At 43.7% G+C, this 16,873-nt stretch carries 18 protein-coding genes, 2 pseudogenes and 1 riboswitch; of the genes and pseudogenes, 16 read left to right on the plus strand and 4 right to left on the minus strand.

Going from position 1 to position 16,873, the window contains the following annotated elements:
- The first annotated feature begins 131 nt into the window (after window positions 1-131).
- Window positions 132-1,069, plus strand: a pseudogene (locus AC1S8V_RS13900) (alpha/beta hydrolase).
- The gene (locus tag AC1S8V_RS13905; RefSeq protein WP_482074079.1) at window positions 1,066-2,520 is read left to right on the plus strand and encodes an alpha/beta hydrolase family protein; all 1,455 of its coding nucleotides are present in this window, start codon (window positions 1,066-1,068) and stop codon (window positions 2,518-2,520) included. Before AC1S8V_RS13900 ends, AC1S8V_RS13905 begins: the two are co-directional and overlap by 4 nt.
- Before the next feature lie 20 nt (window positions 2,521-2,540).
- Here the strand turns inward: AC1S8V_RS13905 and AC1S8V_RS13910 are convergent, their stop codons facing one another.
- Window positions 2,541-2,729, minus strand: coding sequence for a hypothetical protein (locus AC1S8V_RS13910; RefSeq protein ID WP_482074080.1), 189 nt, complete (start codon window positions 2,727-2,729; stop codon window positions 2,541-2,543).
- Between the two features lie 297 nt (window positions 2,730-3,026).
- Here AC1S8V_RS13910 and AC1S8V_RS13915 point away from each other — a divergent pair, with 297 nt between their 5' ends.
- The 4 genes from AC1S8V_RS13915 to AC1S8V_RS13930 all read left to right on the plus strand — a co-directional run bounded on the left by AC1S8V_RS13915 (window position 3,027) and on the right by AC1S8V_RS13930 (window position 7,022).
- Window positions 3,027-3,401, plus strand: a complete 375-nt coding sequence (locus tag AC1S8V_RS13915) for a hypothetical protein (RefSeq protein ID WP_482074081.1) — start codon at window positions 3,027-3,029, stop codon at window positions 3,399-3,401.
- A 2-nt stretch (window positions 3,402-3,403) separates the two neighbouring features.
- The gene (locus tag AC1S8V_RS13920) at window positions 3,404-5,122 is read left to right on the plus strand and encodes an ABC transporter ATP-binding protein (protein WP_482074082.1); all 1,719 of its coding nucleotides are present in this window, start codon (window positions 3,404-3,406) and stop codon (window positions 5,120-5,122) included.
- Between the two features lie 401 nt (window positions 5,123-5,523).
- A complete protein-coding gene (locus AC1S8V_RS13925; RefSeq protein WP_482074083.1) occupies window positions 5,524-5,946 on the plus strand; it encodes a MarR family winged helix-turn-helix transcriptional regulator in 423 nt (140 codons plus the stop codon).
- Window positions 5,943-7,022 carry a threonine aldolase family protein gene (locus AC1S8V_RS13930; RefSeq protein WP_482074084.1) on the plus strand — a complete coding sequence of 360 codons (1,080 nt, stop codon included), beginning with the start codon at window positions 5,943-5,945 and terminating at the stop codon, window positions 7,020-7,022. The genes AC1S8V_RS13925 and AC1S8V_RS13930 overlap by 4 nt, the downstream gene beginning before the upstream one ends.
- Window positions 7,023-7,114: 92 nt before the next feature.
- Here AC1S8V_RS13930 and AC1S8V_RS13935 read toward each other — a convergent pair.
- Window positions 7,115-7,411, minus strand: a pseudogene (locus AC1S8V_RS13935) (helix-turn-helix domain-containing protein); the annotation flags it as partial.
- Window positions 7,369-7,614: a hypothetical protein gene (locus tag AC1S8V_RS13940; RefSeq protein ID WP_482074085.1), complete on the minus strand. Its 246-nt coding sequence runs from the start codon at window positions 7,612-7,614 to the stop codon at window positions 7,369-7,371. The gene AC1S8V_RS13940 and the pseudogene AC1S8V_RS13935, both read right to left, overlap by 43 nt.
- A gap of 281 nt (window positions 7,615-7,895) precedes the next feature.
- Between AC1S8V_RS13940 and AC1S8V_RS13945 the strand changes: the two genes are divergently transcribed.
- The 6 genes from AC1S8V_RS13945 (at window position 7,896) to AC1S8V_RS13970 (ending at window position 12,204) form a co-directional block, all read left to right on the plus strand.
- Window positions 7,896-8,660, plus strand: coding sequence for a class I SAM-dependent methyltransferase (locus AC1S8V_RS13945; protein ID WP_482074086.1), 765 nt, complete (start codon window positions 7,896-7,898; stop codon window positions 8,658-8,660).
- Between the two features lie 11 nt (window positions 8,661-8,671).
- Window positions 8,672-9,301 carry a pentapeptide repeat-containing protein gene (locus tag AC1S8V_RS13950; protein WP_482074087.1) on the plus strand — a complete coding sequence of 210 codons (630 nt, stop codon included), beginning with the start codon at window positions 8,672-8,674 and terminating at the stop codon, window positions 9,299-9,301.
- Between the two features lie 69 nt (window positions 9,302-9,370).
- Window positions 9,371-9,471, plus strand: a riboswitch (guanidine-I (ykkC/yxkD leader).
- 68 nt (window positions 9,472-9,539) lie between these two features.
- Complete coding sequence (locus AC1S8V_RS13955; RefSeq protein WP_482074088.1) at window positions 9,540-9,878, plus strand: DMT family transporter; 339 nt, start codon at window positions 9,540-9,542, stop codon at window positions 9,876-9,878.
- On the plus strand, window positions 9,878-10,192 hold the full coding sequence (locus AC1S8V_RS13960) for a DMT family transporter (RefSeq protein WP_482074089.1): 315 nt from the start codon (window positions 9,878-9,880) through the stop codon (window positions 10,190-10,192). The genes AC1S8V_RS13955 and AC1S8V_RS13960 overlap by 1 nt, the downstream gene beginning before the upstream one ends.
- 116 nt (window positions 10,193-10,308) lie before the next feature.
- Window positions 10,309-11,709 (plus strand): DEAD/DEAH box helicase, encoded by a 1,401-nt coding sequence (locus tag AC1S8V_RS13965; protein WP_482074090.1) that lies wholly within the window; start codon window positions 10,309-10,311, stop codon window positions 11,707-11,709.
- Between the two features lie 138 nt (window positions 11,710-11,847).
- Window positions 11,848-12,204 (plus strand): MmcQ/YjbR family DNA-binding protein, encoded by a 357-nt coding sequence (locus AC1S8V_RS13970; protein ID WP_482074091.1) that lies wholly within the window; start codon window positions 11,848-11,850, stop codon window positions 12,202-12,204.
- Between the two features lie 239 nt (window positions 12,205-12,443).
- On the opposite strand, the gene AC1S8V_RS13975 is transcribed toward AC1S8V_RS13970, so the two are convergent.
- On the minus strand, window positions 12,444-13,463 hold the full coding sequence (locus AC1S8V_RS13975) for a zinc-dependent alcohol dehydrogenase (protein ID WP_482074092.1): 1,020 nt from the start codon (window positions 13,461-13,463) through the stop codon (window positions 12,444-12,446).
- Window positions 13,464-13,656: 193 nt separating this feature from the next.
- Here AC1S8V_RS13975 and AC1S8V_RS13980 point away from each other — a divergent pair, with 193 nt between their 5' ends.
- The 4 genes from AC1S8V_RS13980 (at window position 13,657) to AC1S8V_RS13995 (ending at window position 16,802) form a co-directional block, all read left to right on the plus strand.
- Window positions 13,657-14,328 (plus strand): response regulator transcription factor, encoded by a 672-nt coding sequence (locus tag AC1S8V_RS13980; protein ID WP_482074093.1) that lies wholly within the window; start codon window positions 13,657-13,659, stop codon window positions 14,326-14,328.
- Window positions 14,325-15,398 carry a HAMP domain-containing sensor histidine kinase gene (locus AC1S8V_RS13985; RefSeq protein ID WP_482074094.1) on the plus strand — a complete coding sequence of 358 codons (1,074 nt, stop codon included), beginning with the start codon at window positions 14,325-14,327 and terminating at the stop codon, window positions 15,396-15,398. The genes AC1S8V_RS13980 and AC1S8V_RS13985 overlap by 4 nt, the downstream gene beginning before the upstream one ends.
- A gap of 168 nt (window positions 15,399-15,566) precedes the next feature.
- A complete protein-coding gene (locus AC1S8V_RS13990; RefSeq protein ID WP_482074095.1) occupies window positions 15,567-16,100 on the plus strand; it encodes a hypothetical protein in 534 nt (177 codons plus the stop codon).
- A gap of 12 nt (window positions 16,101-16,112) precedes the next feature.
- Window positions 16,113-16,802, plus strand: a complete 690-nt coding sequence (locus tag AC1S8V_RS13995; protein WP_482074096.1) for a hypothetical protein — start codon at window positions 16,113-16,115, stop codon at window positions 16,800-16,802.
- Window positions 16,803-16,873 lie beyond the last annotated feature (71 nt).

Here is a 16,873-nt window from a genome sequence, read left to right on the forward strand (position 1 = left end):
TTGGTTAAGATTTCATTAGCAGCAAAGAAGATAACCGAACTACCAGTTCAAGACAGGAGAAGATAACACTGACGACGCAGCCAGCGGAAAAGAAAACAAAGAATAGATCAAAGGCCAAAAAAGTGAGAAACATGATACTTAAAATAGTAGGAGCCATCGTAATCGCCATTATTCTATTTCTGGGTATTGTTTATATCACCAATGTGATCAGTAGTAATTCAGAAGCGAAGAAGATAGAGTCCTATGGTCAGCACGTATCTGTAGACGGTAAAAATATGAATGTGCTCATTCAAGGTGAAGGCAAGGAAACCATTGTGCTTCTTCCGGGATATGGAACAGCTGCACCGGCGCTTGATTTTAAGCTACTTATCGACGAATTATCTCCATATTACAAAGTTGTTGCAGTTGAACCTTTCGGTTATGGATTGAGTGATGAGACTGAAAAAGAACGAACCACAGAGAACATCGTAAGTGAAGTTCATGAAGCTCTACAGCAACTTGATATTAACAAATACATGCTGATGGGCCACTCCATTGCAGGCATTTATGGCATTGATTATGTGAACAAATATCCGGATGAGGTGACGGCATTTGTCGGAATTGATAGCAGTGTTTCAAGACAACCGGGTATGGATGCCAAATTACCTACTAAAATGTTCGGATTTCTCAAAAAATCAGGTCTCCAAAGATTAGTGGTCAAATTTGGTGATGATCCTTATACGGGACTCCCATTTGATGAACATACCGTGGAGCAGATGAAAATGCTGTCGAGTAAAAACTCAAATAGTTCCACGATGTTAAATGAAATGGACCATATTGCTTCCAATTTTAAAGGTGCTCAAGGTTTAACCTTCCCTAAAGACACCTGCCACTTCTTCTCTTTGTACAAGCCAATAATGAAGGTGTAGAAGGATGGATACCGCTGCATGAAGGGCAGATCAAAGATTCGGTACATGGAAAAGTAATCACAATGGATGGCGAACATTACTTGCACCATACGTTGTTTAAAGAAATAGCTGAAGATGTTAGAGCATTCATGATCCGTGATGAGAGAGAGGAATTCATATGAGATTATTTGAAATACTTTTAGTTCTATCCTGTTTCGCTTTACTCGTAGATCTATTGTTTATCAAAAGAAGTGCAAAGAAAACGGGATTGGGTTTGGGGATAGGAAGTAGCGTTTTACTCGTAGTTCAATTGTTAGTTGAGGGATACAGATGGCAGTTGCTTTTGGTATATATCATGACTGCTCTATTCATAATTATTGTTTTACTCAGACATTCCGAAAAGACGATAAATCTAAAAATAGGGAAACTGTTGAAATATAGTCTATCTTCCCTAATCGTCATCCTACTTGTTGGTTCTACCGGCTTGTCTGTATACTTACCTGTTTTTAATTTACCGAAGCTTAATGGTCCAGAGAAAGTAGGTACTCAAACATTTCATTTAACGGACCAGAACAGAGACGAAGTCTTCACTGAAGATCAAAGCGATAAGAGGGAGCTAATGGTTCAAGTCTGGTACCCTACTGAAAACATTAATAACAACAAGCGTGAAACTCTTTTTCCAAATGATAAAGAAATGTTCAAAAAGTATATTCAGAGCTTCTCTACTTCTTTAAAACTGCCTGAATTTGTGCTCGACTACTGGAAGTATAGTCAAACCAACTCTTATGAAAATGTAGAAATATTACCTTCTGCAAGTTCTTATCCCGTGGTACTGCTATCTCATGGTATGGGAACCAGTAGAGTTCTACATGCATCACAGGCCGAGAATCTGGCCAGTCATGGGTATATCGTGGTCACAATCGACCATACGTATAGGACCTTTGCTACCCTTTTTCCGGATGGCCGTGTAACAGATTATACAGCAAAGACGACTACACTAGATGATCGTACAAAGATCGGGAATGTATGGACACAAGACGTGGAGTTTGTAATCAATCAAATCGAAAAGCTGAATTCAGGTGCAATTGAAAGTCAGTTTAAAGGAAAAATCGATTTAGATAACATCGGCGTGATGGGCCATTCTTTTGGGGGTGCAACCGCGTTTAATGCAACTTATTTAGATCATAGAATCAAGGCCGGGGTTAATATGGATGGGTCACTATATGAAGTGGAAAATAGAGATGATATAAACAAGCCGTTTATGTTCATCCGATCGGGAAGTTTTGAAGACTGGTTAGCCAATTTTGAAATGGATAGAAATTCGGATGACGAAGTAACTAAATCTCTTTCAGATGAGCTACACATTATTAAAAATGTGATCAATCAGGGGGGAAATGCGATTTATGTAGAAGGAACCGAACACTTCAATTTCACGGACCTTCAATTCTACTCGGAGTTGATTAAACTGACGGGGATAACAGGAGACATCAATGGTAAAAGAGGATCAAACATCGTAAATCAATATGTACTCGATTTCTTTAACAAGCAGCTGAAAGAAACGGGTGGAAATCTGATTCAGGGGCCGAGCGACAAGTACCCAGAGGTGAAATTTGTAGACCCAGAAGATTTCTAATCAACCAAAACATTTAAAATTCAGAAGATGATGTGAATGGGACGATTGCCTGTCTGACCGGACACCACAATCTCTCCACCATCGATAAGGGTATATTGCACACTTGTTATTCCATACGTCTCAGTGAGTAACTTAGCTTTCTCCGCTAATATTTTCTTTGTTGGTTCATACGTCAAATCGCTGCTGCTACTCATAGCTGGTGCGGCCATGACTTACCAGAAAACGGCCGCATTGTATTTGCAGGTGAGGTTGGCTCCAAATTTGATATTTCATTGAAATAGTATAATTAATTTGGTGCATGTAAAGATGATGATTGTCGAATGAATAAGAATAGTTACGAACAAAAAGCCGCGAAATCGCGGCTTTTTTTTGTTGAAGAGATGATGAACATACAAGCGCAGTTACTTTATTGGAAAATTCAGGTTGACACTTCTTTTTATCGCGTATACAATCGTATACATGAATTCGTTGTATACAAATGTATACGCGTAATGGAGGTGGCAAAGATGAGGAAACGTGATATGAATGAAACGGATGGAAGTGTACGTCAAGGTGAGCGTCCGAAAAGTGACATGAGTGACAATGAGCAACGTGGTGAGCGTTCAAGACGTGGCAGAGGACATGGTGAACATCAGGGAAAACGGGGCCATGGTGCGCAAACATTCCGTCGCGGCCGGATTCTTGTATTTCTGGAGCAGATGCAGAATCGAAGAACAACGCTTGCCAGACAGCTTGGACAGGAGGAGTATGAACATATTCGCCCGATGATCAGTGGGGAGTTGAAAGCCATTGATCAGGTCATCGACGAGTATATCCATCTTTTCGAACTGCAAAATGAAGATGTAAGTTCCAATAAGGATCAGGAGAGTGAGAGTGAATAAGTATGATTCGTCGTTTTTTTTCGTATTATCGTCCTTATAAAAAACTGTTTTTGATTGATTTTGGATGTGCTGTACTCGCTGGTCTTCTGGAGCTGGCTTTCCCCCTTGCCGTCAGCAAATTCATTAATGAATTGTTGCCAGGTCAGGATTGGCCTCTTATTCTGCTTGCCTGTGTTGTGCTGTTATCCATCTATGCACTTAATACTGTATTGAACTATGTAGTTACATACTGGGGGCATATGCTGGGCATTAACATTGAGACTAACATGCGTGAGAAGATGTTCGCTCACTTGCAAAAGCTGTCCTTCCGGTTCTTTGATAATCGCAAAACGGGCCACTTAATTGGTCATCTTACGAATGATCTGAACGACATCGGCGAGGTTGCTCACCATGGACCTGAAGATGTATTTATAGCAGTAATGACATTAATTGGTTCGTTCTGGCTGATGGCTAACATTAATCTCGAGCTTGCACTGCTTACCTTTATTATTATTCCAATCATGGCTTGGGTTATTATCGTATTTGGTGGGAGGATGACAAAGACCTATCGGCGACTTTTCGGAGACGTCGGCAATTTCAATGCACGCATTGAAGATAACGTCGGAGGCATGCGTGTTGTGCAATCGTTCGCCAACGAGGAACATGAGAAAGAACTTTTTGCGGTGGACAATCAGAATTTCCGTAAAACCAAACTGCTTGCCTACAAAACGATGGCGAAAAGTATCTCGGTCAGTTATATGATGATGCGACTGGTTACGGTGTTTGTCATGATCAGTGGGGCCTGGTTTTATATCGATGGCAGAATCAATATGGGTGACTTTATGGCCTTCCTGCTGCTGTCCAATATCTTCTTCCGTCCAATTGAGAAAATTAACGCTGTCATTGAAAGTTATCCGAAGGGCATCGCTGGTTTCAAGCGTTATCTGGAGATCATTGATACGGAGCCTGAAATTGCTGATAGCAAAAACGCCGTTGAATTCGAAAGTGTGAAGGGTGATATTCGCTTCGAGAACGTCTCGTTCGGTTATGAATCCAGTCGGCGTATTCTGAATGATATCAGTCTGTCCGTTCGACCGGGCGAAACGGTTGCTTTTGTTGGACCTTCGGGTGCAGGCAAGACGACGATCTGCAGTCTGCTGCCACGATTCTATGAGGTAGAAGAGGGACGCATTACTGTAGATGGTGTGGACATTCGGGAGGTTAAGCTTCAATCGTTGCGGAAACATATCGGAATTGTCCAACAGGATGTATTTTTGTTCTCGGGTACCATTAAGGAGAATATTGCTTATGGTGACCTGCGTGCAACGGACGAACAAATCTGGGATGCCGCCCGACGTGCCTCATTGGAAGAATTAATTCTTACTTTGCCGGACGGCATGGATACGGTCATTGGCGAGCGTGGAGTCAAGCTATCCGGAGGACAGAAGCAACGGCTATCCATTGCTCGTATGTTCTTGAAAAACCCACCCATTCTTATTCTGGATGAGGCAACCTCTGCTCTGGATACGGAAACGGAAGCACTGATCCAGCAATCACTTGCTGAATTGTCGGTAGGTAGAACAACACTTGTCATTGCTCACCGATTGACGACCATTAAGAATGCGGATCGAATCATCGTGGTGAACACAGATGGCATCGCTGAACAGGGCAACCATGAGGAATTGGTCGCCGCTGGAGGAATATATAGCCGTCTTCATCAGGTGCAATATAGTCACTCTTAATCCATATAAATTGAATTTACACTGGCCACTCCGATGACAGAACAACCTTCCGATCGCTGTTATCCCCAGATTTTTTTATTCCTTCTATCTAAAGGGGAAATCCGTGGATAAAGGCGAACGCTTCGCTTCTTCAGGTTATTTCTGTCCTCTCCGTTTCGTGTAAATGTTTAGTTCAATTTATATAGCAACTTAAGTAGCCGACTAAGTATCTGGATCAAGTAAACCTTGCCGCGCATATGCGCGGCTTTTTAGTTTGGATTACAAATGAGGTTATACAATGTTAAGGGAAAGATAATGTTGACAACGTCCACTAACCTGATTATTATAATGTTGACAATGTCCACTAAAAAGGAGGGTTTGACATCGACTCTCAGTACATAAATTCAGATATTCTGGCTGACATGCGACGTTTTAACCGTTTTTATACCAACATACTTGGTGTACTCGACAAGCATATTCTCGGAACAGGGTATTCGTTTGCGGAAGTACGGGTCATTATTGAGATTGGAATTCGGGGAGAGAGCATTGCGAACAATCTGGTGGATACTCTGACCATTGATCGCAGTTACATGAGCCGAATCGTGAACAAGCTGTCCAAGGAAGGGCTGCTGGTGAAAGTGGATTCTGCTGCCGATAGCCGGGTCAGTCTGATTCGTCTGACAGCCAAGGGTGAGGAACTGTTTGCCCAATTGAATGATCGATCCGATCAACAGATCCTGAAATTAATGCAAGAGCTGGATGAAGAAGAGATTCAAGAGGTATACACCTCCATGATGAACATACAAGAGAAGTTGAACAAGAAGGCAGGAGAGACAACACGATGATACGATTTGAATGTGACTATAACGAAGGTGCGCATGAACGCATTTTACAAAGACTGATGCAAACCAACATGGAACAGACGAGTGGGTATGGCACGGATGAACACTGCGAACGTGCGAGAATGCTTATTCGTCAGGCCTGTGACAATAAGCAGGCTGATGTTCATTTCCTGGTTGGCGGTACACAGACGAATACAACGGTGATTGCGTCTATTTTGCGTCCATATCAAGGTGTAATTGCCGCGACCTCCGGACACATTGCGGTTCATGAGACTGGGGCTATTGAAGCTACGGGACATAAGGTTCTCACGGTTCCAAGCGAGGATGGAAAGATCACGCCTGAGCAGGTTAGGGCAGTCTATGATGCGCATATGAACGAATCATCACCGGAACATTGTGTACAGCCAGGCATGGTCTACATATCTCAGCCAACGGAGAACGGAACGATGTACAGCAAGGCAGAGCTGCAAACATTGCACGAAGTTAGCAGAGCGTGTGATCTTCCATTTTTCGTCGATGGGGCACGCCTTGGATATGCACTTGCTTCCCGAGATTGCGATATGACACTTGCTGATCTTGCGCGGTTATGCGATGTATTTTACATCGGTGGAACCAAGATTGGGGCATTGATGGGAGAGGCAGTCGTTATCCTGAATGATGCACTCAAACCGGATTTTCGTTATATGATCAAACAAAAAGGTGGCCTGCTTGCCAAAGGCAGATTGCTGGGTATCCAATTCGAAACCTTGTTCGAAGACGGTCTGTATCTCGATATTTCCCGTCATGCCGTAGATATGGCCTTGAGAATTCATGATTCACTCGAACAGCAGGGAGTACGCTTCCTGTACGATTCACCAACGAACCAGCAGTTTCCGATTCTGCCTGATCGTTTGCTTGAGAAATTACGGAGCGGTTATACCTTCTCCTTCTGGGAAAAGGTTGACGATACACACAGTGCGGTACGCTTTTGTACCAGCTGGGCAACCCGACAGGAGAATGTGGATGCACTGACTCGTGACATTGCTCAATTATTGCATGAAGAGATCCAGGTTCCGGTGCGCGTCGAAGCATTGGTTTAACTTTGCAAATATAGATACTGAAAAAAGGGCAACCCCGTCGTGGTTGTCCTTTTTGGTATGCCAATTGTGAAGATAAAAGAATACTTACTCGTTTACTCACTCAAGACGATATCATATTTCTCTTTCAGTCGTCGGATATCGGCTCTTGGAGGTGCACCGAACATGCGTGCATATTCCCTGCTAAATTGGGAGGCACTCTCGTAGCCAACCCGGAAAGCAACATCTGCCGCGTCAGCAGATTCGGCCATCAGGAGTCGCCGGGCTTCCTGTAATCTTAATTGTTTCTGGAATTGTAACGGGCTCATAGCCGTGATCTCTTTGAAGTGACGATGGAACGAAGAGACGCTCATGCTGGAAGTTTCAGCCAGATCTTCGATTCGAAATGGCCGTTCCCAATGGTGAACGATGTATTCAACCGCTGAACGATCACGCAAAATGAAGGTTTATATACTCTGTATACCGGGTCGCTAATCTTTGTATGGTGATAGACATACAGGGAAGGAATCGCCGTTTCCATCGCACCGTTAAGAAGGGAATGGCGTTCAATCAACTCGTTCAGTTCCTGTTTTTGTTGAAATACGACTTCAGTCATGTGTATCCTCCTCACGGGATTAACCTATCTACATTATAAAGCTTAACGTACAGAATCAAAAGGGGTAATGAGAGGATCAGGCAATCAATTAAGATGATTGATATACCGCTTGCAGCCCATTGAGCTCGTTTCCGAAGAAGTGGAGACGACATCCTTTTACAGAACAAATTCAAGGAGAGTGTGAACTGTTTTGAATGATGCAATACGTGAATTGACAGTTATATTATATTAAAGTTATTATAGATACATTAGATCCTTAATTGAGAAGGAGATTATAATCTATGAATAACGGACATTCATCCAGTCAAACGAACGAATCGTGGAGTGGTCATTCAACTCCATTTACAGCGTTACAGCAAACACCTGTCGTATCCTTGCTCCAGCCATCCCCAGGTGAACGTATTCTTGATGTAGGTTGCGGCAATGGAGATCTGACAGCCAAAATTGCAGCTGCGGGAGCACTGCCAACAGGTATAGATTTTTCAGAGGAGACAATTAGGCAAGCGAGACAAAAATACCCGGATATGAATATTCAAATAGCAAATGCTTGTCATTATCGGACAAAAGAACCGTTTGATGCTGTATTCTCTCATGCGGCTCTGCATTGGATACCTGATGCTTCAGCTGTAGTTCAATCAATACAGTTAGCGCTCAAGACGGGTGGACGATTCGTGGCTGAGTTTGCTGCAAGTGGCAACACCGCTATATTAATAACAGCGGTACGGGAAGAACTGGATGCCCTTGGATACAAATGGGAAGGACGGAATCCGTGGTATCACCCGACCATTGGTGAATATGCGAGTCTGCTGGAGCAGAGCGGATTCCGCACTAGTCTGGCTCAACACGTTGACCAATTTACCCCGTTCAAGCCAGGTGTCAGAAAGTGGTTGAATAGCTTCGCTGAGTATTTATTTACAGGTATCTCGCTTGCAGAACAGGAAGTTATTATGGATACTGTTGAGAAGAAGGTACAGCCACAACTAATGCGGGATGGACAATGGTATCTGGACAGAAGCCGACTGCGAGTCGTAGCTATTAAGGAATAGGGGAATACGGGATGAAAATGGACAAACCCAAGATTCAGGAGCAGTTACTCGAACAAGAAACCATTGCATTTCTCGAATCCAAAGTCGAGTACAAACACAAATTGATTGAGAACATTACACTGGATCACCAGGAAGCGAGCAAGGTTTCCTTTGAAAATGTTGTTTTTAGACATGTGACGATGTCGGAGTCTACTCTGGAGCAATTTGAATTCACAGATGTTCGGTTTGAACACTGCGACTTCTCCAATGTCAATCTCTCAAGTGCATTCATGCACCGGATCGAATGGCATAACTGCAAGTTTGTCGGAACTGATTTGTCCAATAGCCGATTGCAAAATGTCAGCTTCCTTCATGGCGTAGGAGACTACAGCAATTTCCGTTTTGCCCATCTCAAACAGGTCTCTTTCTCCGAATGTACCTTGATTGGTGCGGACTTTGCCTATCTGGCACTGCAAAAAATGGAGTTCAGTCAATGTAACATCGACCAAGCTTCCATGACGGGGACCAAAATGAAGGATTTGGATCTTAGCGATTGCCAATTTGACTCTTTGGTGCTGACCATGGAAGACCTCAATGGTTGTGTGATCTCACCACATCAAGCCGCAACATTTGTAGGATTAATGGGCGTCATTATCAAATAAATGGCATGAACATATTATCAAGGTTGCCAAGATGGTAGAAGTGTGTATAATTGGAGACACATTAGAATAAAACAGGTTTTCTAGGGTTCCGCGACGGATGTGTCGGTCTGGTCCGAGAGAAAACCCGCAACCTGTTGGTTGTGCCACGGAGGGATAAAAGCCTGGGAGATGAACTGCGACATGCAGTTTGTTTCCCGGGCTTTTTTTATTTTTGAATTAGAGAAAGGGTGTTACAGGAATGAATAAAACGTGGATGTCGGTTGTGATTGCTGCGTTGTTTGAAGTGGGTTGGGTCATTGGATTGAAACATGCGAGTGGTCTGCTGGAATGGGGGCTTACACTGGTTGCGATTATGATCAGTTTCAGCTTAATGATTGCAGCTTCGCGTACCCTGCCGGTGGGAACCGTGTACGCAGTATTCGTTGGCCTTGGTACCGCTGGCACGGTACTTGCAGAGATTGTTTTGTTTAATGCACCTGTCCAAACCGGAAAAATGATACTCATTGGTGTCCTTTTACTCGGCGTAATTGGTCTTAAAATGTTAAGTAAAGAGAAGAATAAGGAGGTGCAGCTATAATGAACTGGGTATTTCTTATCTTGGCAGGTATATTTGAGATGATCGGAGTGCTTATGATAAACAAGTTGCACAAAGACCGTAATCTCTTTTCACTGGTTCTATTGGTAGCCGGGTTTGGATTGAGCTTTATGTTCCTGTCCCTTGCGATGGAAACTCTTCCGATGGGGACAGCATATGCCGTGTGGACGGGAATCGGAGCCTCCGGCGGTGCTATTCTGGGTATGGTGTTTTACGGAGAACCTCGAAATGCCCTGAGAATTCTATTTATCGCCATGGTGCTCGGATCGGCAGTCGGTCTCAAATTGGTGAGTTAAACAAGTGAAATTAAAAAGATAATGTACAGATTACGTTTTTAATGTTATCCTTATACGTTACGTGTGAAATAAAAGATGCGTCTTATTGATAGATGTGCGTAAATGAAGGAGACAACATGACATTTAAGGAATTGAATATTATCCCCTCTATTATGGAAGGGTTAAGCAAAGCAAACTATACTAATCCTACGCCTATACAGGAACAGGCCATTCCAGCTGTATTAGCTGGCAGAGATCTGCTGGGATGTGCACAGACAGGAACAGGCAAGACGGCAGCATTCTCGGTGCCGATCATTCAATTATTAAGCGAAAGATCCAAAGGACCCAAGTCCGCACGACATATTCGCTCATTAATTCTGACACCAACACGAGAACTGGCTATCCAGATCGCGGATAACATCAAGATATATAGCCGGTATACGGACATTCGTTGTACAGCTATTGTTGGCGGTGTTTCGCAAAAAGTGCAAGAGCGGGCGCTGAATCAAGGTGCTGATATTATTATTGCAACACCTGGCAGATTGAACGATCTGATCAACCAGAAACGTATAGATCTGAAGATGGTTGAGATTCTCGTTCTGGATGAAGCAGACCGGATGTTGGACATGGGCTTCATTCATGATGTGAAAAGAATCATTGCCAAGATGCCGAACAAAAAGCAGACACTGTTCTTCTCAGCTACCATGCCTCCTGAAATCACCAAAATGGTTAAAACCTTGCTGGTTGATCCAGTCAAAGTAGAAATCACACCGGTATCTTCAACAGTAGACCGCATTGAGCAGTCTATATATTTGCTGGAGAATGGCAAGAAGCAACATATGTTGAACCAGATTTTAGAGGATAAATCCATCGTCACGGCATTGGTGTTCACACGCACGAAGCGCGGCGCTGACCGGGTTACACGTGATTTGGCCAAAGTGAATGTTACAGCACAGGCCATTCATGGCAACAAGTCTCAGAACGAGCGACAACGTGCATTGAACAACTTCAAGAGTGGGGCAACACGTGTATTGGTTGCGACGGATATTGCAGCACGAGGAATTGATGTGGAGGAACTGACCCATGTTATTAACTTCAACTTGCCTAATATCCCGGAAACCTACGTTCACCGTATTGGTCGTACAGGTCGAGCAGGGAAAAGCGGGATGGCCATCTCATTCTGTGAGAAGGATGAACTTCCATTCCTGAAGGATATCGAGAAAGTGATCAAGAAGACTATTCCTGAAGTGAAGGGTCATCCATATCCGATGACAGGTGTACCTGTGTTTGATAAAACCAGCAAAGCATCAGGCAGTAAACCTTCGTTCAACAAATCGGCTGCAGGCAAACCGGCGAAGTCCAAAGCGAACCCGGCACGCAAGCCCAAATCCGAATGGTTTGCCAAGAGTGGTAAATCAAACAGTAGTCGTTCAAACGACGGTAGACCCAATAGCAGTAGATCAAACAGCAGTAGCAGTAAATCAAATCATGGCTCATTCAGCCGCAGCAGCAAAACAAGGAACGATAGAGCCAATTAAGTTCTTGAAAATGCAAGATAAAACCTTCTCCATTGATATTTGATATGGAGGAGGTTTTATTATGTGCAGAGAGTTTATTTACATACGAACTTACATTCGGTATCATTATATCGTCACTGGTGAAAGGGAGGTACTGACTTGAAGGATACGATGATTGAATACAGTTTGAAGAAGAAAGGTGCGACCAAGGATTATCCATTTGGGCCTGATCCAGTCGCGATTAAGGTTGCGGGTAAGATGTTCGCTCTTATTTTTGAAAACAAAGAAAAGAACTGTCGCTTGAACTTAAAATGTGATCCCATTATTGCAGAGAACCTGAGAGAGCAGCATGAAGCCGTTCAACCGGGATATCATATGAACAAAAAACACTGGAATACCATTACGCTGGATGGTTCCTTGTCAGATGAAGATGTCTACGTCATGATCGATCACTCTTATGATATGGTTGTTAAATCCCTTCCAAAAAGGGTTCGGGAATCTCTGGCCGAATCGTGAGGCATTTCTTGTAACTGACGTTATTCGTCACCTCATCAGATCACTAGACGATTACGGCGATGGGGATTCTGGAACAAGGTATAGCAGCGTGCAAATAAAAAAAGTATTGAGCTTACGATTATGGATCAGTTTCGAAGAAAAGGTAAGTAAAGATGAATGACAAAAAGCCACCTTCCAGTGGCTTTTATCATTCAATTTCAATCTGAGATCAGATAAAATGCTTCTGGATTCGTGAGGTATTAAGTTAAATCCACAACCACTTTAACCGTTCCTTTGGCCTGAATCGCTGTATTAAAGGCTTCCTGGATATCATCCAGTTTATATACCTGTGTGACAAGAGTAGACAATTCATGATGGAAGTGGGTCAGATGTTCCACAACCTTACTGAAATCCTCGTGCGTGTATCCACTGGAACCTTTCACTTGCACTTCTTTGGACATCACCTGTTGCAGGCTAATAGGCACCTCGGTTTTGTACACGGCAATAATGGATATTCTGGCCTGGGGTTTCACAATCTTCATGATCTTCTCGAACAACACCGGAGCACCAGCCGCATCGATAAATACATCGACATTGGGCACCTCAACGCCGTATACATTAACGGTACCGTAGTGTGCAGCCAGTCCCTCTTCGAGTGTAGTAGCCGAGGTATTCACGGTCAGAGCACCGAGCCCTGCAGCTTTGGCGAGACGCCATTCATCGATATCGACAACACATACCTGTTTCATGCCCTCAGCAATCAGACTTGCAGCAGCCAACAGGCCAATCGGACCTGCGCCCATGACGACAATCCGATCCTCAGGCTTCGGATCTGCACTGAAAGCTCCGTGTCTTCCTACACTCATAGGTTCAATCAATGAGGCTACTTCTGCCGGAACACTTGGATCTATTTTATATAAGTTATAATCAAGCTTGGCTTCTTCCACCAGCACGTACTGGGAGAATCCAGAGCATTCCAGCGATTTGCGCCGTCCAACTTTTTTGGCGGTAATGGGATTAATGCCTACACGCATCCCGATGTGAATCTCTGAAGAAACGTCAGAGCCGATCTCAACAACCTCACCAACCATCTCATGTCCAAATTCAGAGCCCAGGCTGATGCCCATATCCCCTTGACCCGCTTTAACAATATTAATATCGGTTCCACAGATTCCACCGCGCAGGTTCCGTACCAGAACATCGGTTGGACCAACAACTGGCATTGGTTTTTCCTCCACACGAATATCATTTTTCCCATAATAAATAGCTGCTTTCATCATGATTCACTCCTTATGACTGATTATCATTCACTGCTTGAGCGACTGAGTACGTTTATCATGATGCAGCGATGTTTGCGTGTTGTTTGAATATTGTTTATGAGATATTAATTTAGCAAATGAAGATAGACGTTTTAAACATTTTTTTAACATCTGGACATTATAATGAGGACATGTTGCTCGAAAGGATGATGATATGATCAAAATACTTGTGGTAGAGGACGATATTAAACTTAATCGTATTATCTGTACATATCTAACCAATAACGGATATCATGCTATCGGATGCTTTAATCCGCGAGAGGCGTATGATTTGATGTATAACGACATGTACGATCTTCTGATTTCCGACGTTATGATGCCAGAGATCGACGGATTTGAGTTTGCCGAGACGGTGAGACAGATTAATAAAACCATTCCCATTCTTTTTGTCACGGCACGTGACGATATTTCCTCGAAACAAAAGGGGTATCAGGCAGGGATCGATGATTATATGGTCAAACCCGTGGATCTGGATGAGTTGGTCCTGCGTGTAGGTGCACTGTTGCGACGGGCCAATATTGCCCATGAGAAGAAACTGAGTGTAGGAAGTCTGTTGATGGATGCAAATGATATGACAACAACGGTGAACGGTGCGGAAATTTCCGTAACGGTGCGGGAATTCAATATCCTCTACAAATTGCTTTCCTATCCAAAGCACACCTTCTCCCGCGCACAGCTGATGGACGAGTTCTGGGGTATAGACAGTCAGACCAGCCTGCGTGCAGTGGACGTATACATTGTGAAACTTCGGGACAAGTTCTCCGTGTGTGAGGATTTTAAAATCGTGACGGTTCATGGACTTGGCTATAAGGCCGTATTGCAATGACCAAGACACAGATCCCGGACGTAAGAATTAAAAAGCCACTCCTATCATGGAAAGAGTTTCTCGGTACGTATCTCTTGTTGTCAACGTTAACCGCAGGACAAGCGCTCATCTATAACGCCTATCTGCCCGTGGGTTATGTCCCATGGCCCTACATTTTCGGTATCTCTGGATACTGGGTCATCGTCAGTCTTATTTTCTGTCTGGTAACGGCAAGGCAGAAGTATAATGCCTTCGATAAGCCGATGCGCAAACTGAGTGAGGCTGCGAAGCAGGTAGCGGAAGGTGATTTCTCCGTGTATCTGGAACCGATTCACCGAGCGGATAAGCAGAACTACGTGGATGTGATGTTCGAGGATTTTAATAAAATGGTAGAGGAGCTCAACAGTATTGAAACGTTGAAAAATGATTTCATCTCCAATGTATCCCACGAGATTAAAACACCGTTATCGGTCATCCACGGGTATGCCATGGCGTTGCAGCAGGATGATATACGTCCAGAACTCCGAAAAGAGTACACTGACACCATCATTTCTTCCACGAACAAATTGGCAACCCTGGTCGTTAATATCCTGAAGCTGAACAAATTGGAGAATCAGGAGATTATCCCTGTTGCGGAACATTATGACCTGTGCAGGCAGCTTGCTGAATGTGCTTTATATTTTGAACAGACATGGGAAGAAAAAGAGATTGAATTCATGGTGGATATCGAAGATCGTGCCGTCATTCATGCGGAAGAGAGCATGATGGAGATCGTATGGCATAACCTCTTCTCCAATGCGCTCAAATTCACATCTCCCGGAGGAAAGATCACCCTCAAGCAGACGTCGGATGAAGACTCCATTACAGTCAGGGTATCGGACACAGGCTGTGGTATGAATGAAGAAACGATGAAACATATCTTCGATAAATTCTTTCAAGGAGACCCATCCCATCATGGAGAGGGGAATGGCCTTGGCCTCGCTCTTTCCTTGCGTGTCATCGAGTTGGTAGGGGGTGCTATTTCGGTGGAGAGTGAACCCCAGAAGGGCACAACCTTTACCGTTAAGCTAAAAGTGGGGAATAACATATAGCCTAGTTACGTGAGCTTGAATAGCTAAGCCTGGATTCGAAACCATCGAATTCAGGCTTTTATTCATATTTCGTAAACATTTCATAAGCAACTTACAAACATTTGGTCGGTACGATAGGAACATCCAATGAGGGATATAAGGAAAACAATTGAGGGAGTGATGCCAAACATGAGTGAGATGATCAGAACTGAACGTAGCTTCGTCGGCTATGAGTATAAAGACGTTATAGTTAAGCAAGATGCTGTATTATTGTATACGGACGGATATGCTCACTTCGGCTGGATTCTGGAAGCCACTTCAACGACATTTCAGAATGTGGGTTCCGTCACGATGAAGTTCAAGCGGGATCGCAAGATTCGCAACAAAGCAGAGTTGACCCGCCTGCAACGACAATTCGAATCCTGTGTTACAGAGATTCAGGCTCTGGAGTGTTCCAAAATGATAGTGGCTTCTGCCGTTGCTTATATCATCGGTATTCTCGGTACAGCATGCATGGCAGGTTCGGTGTTTGCGTATCAGGCTAACATGCTACCTCTTACCATCACTCTGGCGATCCCTGGTTTCGCAGGCTGGATTATCCCGTATTTCAGCTATTGTTGGCTTCGCAACAAAAAATCCGATAAGGTAACACCATACATGGATAAGAAATATGACGAAATCTATGAGGTATGTGAAAAGGCTAATGGTCTGCTCGCCAAGTAGAATGAATATCCTATGAAAATGAAGACATACTTGAAGCCCATGTGGGACCGTTACCTTGGAAATAAGCAAGATCGAACGGCCATGATCAACGTTGCATCCCTTGTTATCAATGCTTTGATCGGAATAGGTAAGTTAATCCTGGGGATATATCTGCTTTCCGGATGGTTCATTACGAATGCTGTATATTATCTGATTCTGTGTGTAGCCAAAGGACAGGTGCTTCAACAATATAAAGTTGCCAAAGGAATGGAGTCTCCACAAGAAAGATATACATTGGAGCTTACGGTCTATAAGCGCGGAGGTCTATTCCTTTGTTTCCTGGGTGTGTCCTATTCAATAGTCTGTCTGCGAATGTATCTGATCGGCGATGCCTTTATCTATAGTGGCATTATTGTGTATATCGTAGCTACAGTTGCTTTTACCAAACTGGCTTTTGCCGTGTATGGAACTTGGGCTAACCGTCAACTCCATAACCCGATCATATCTACATTGAAAATGATTAACTTTACGGATGCCATGGTGTCCATCGTCGTGACCCAAGCGACACTGCTTACCATGCAGGGCTCACCTCTTGCATTAAAAACCAGTAGCTTGTTTGGCATGGGGTGCAGCGTTTTATTTTGTCTGATGGGAGTCTGGATGATGTTCCACAAGAAGAGAGGTTCGAGCGTTGAGCAGGCGGGTGCAACAAAGGAACAGTGAGATGAATGAGGAGGGATTACCATGGAATGGTGTTATGTACTCCTGCTCAATATCATTTTGATCATGACCAA

The sequence above is a fragment of the Paenibacillus sp. B46(2026) genome (assembly GCF_056786355.1).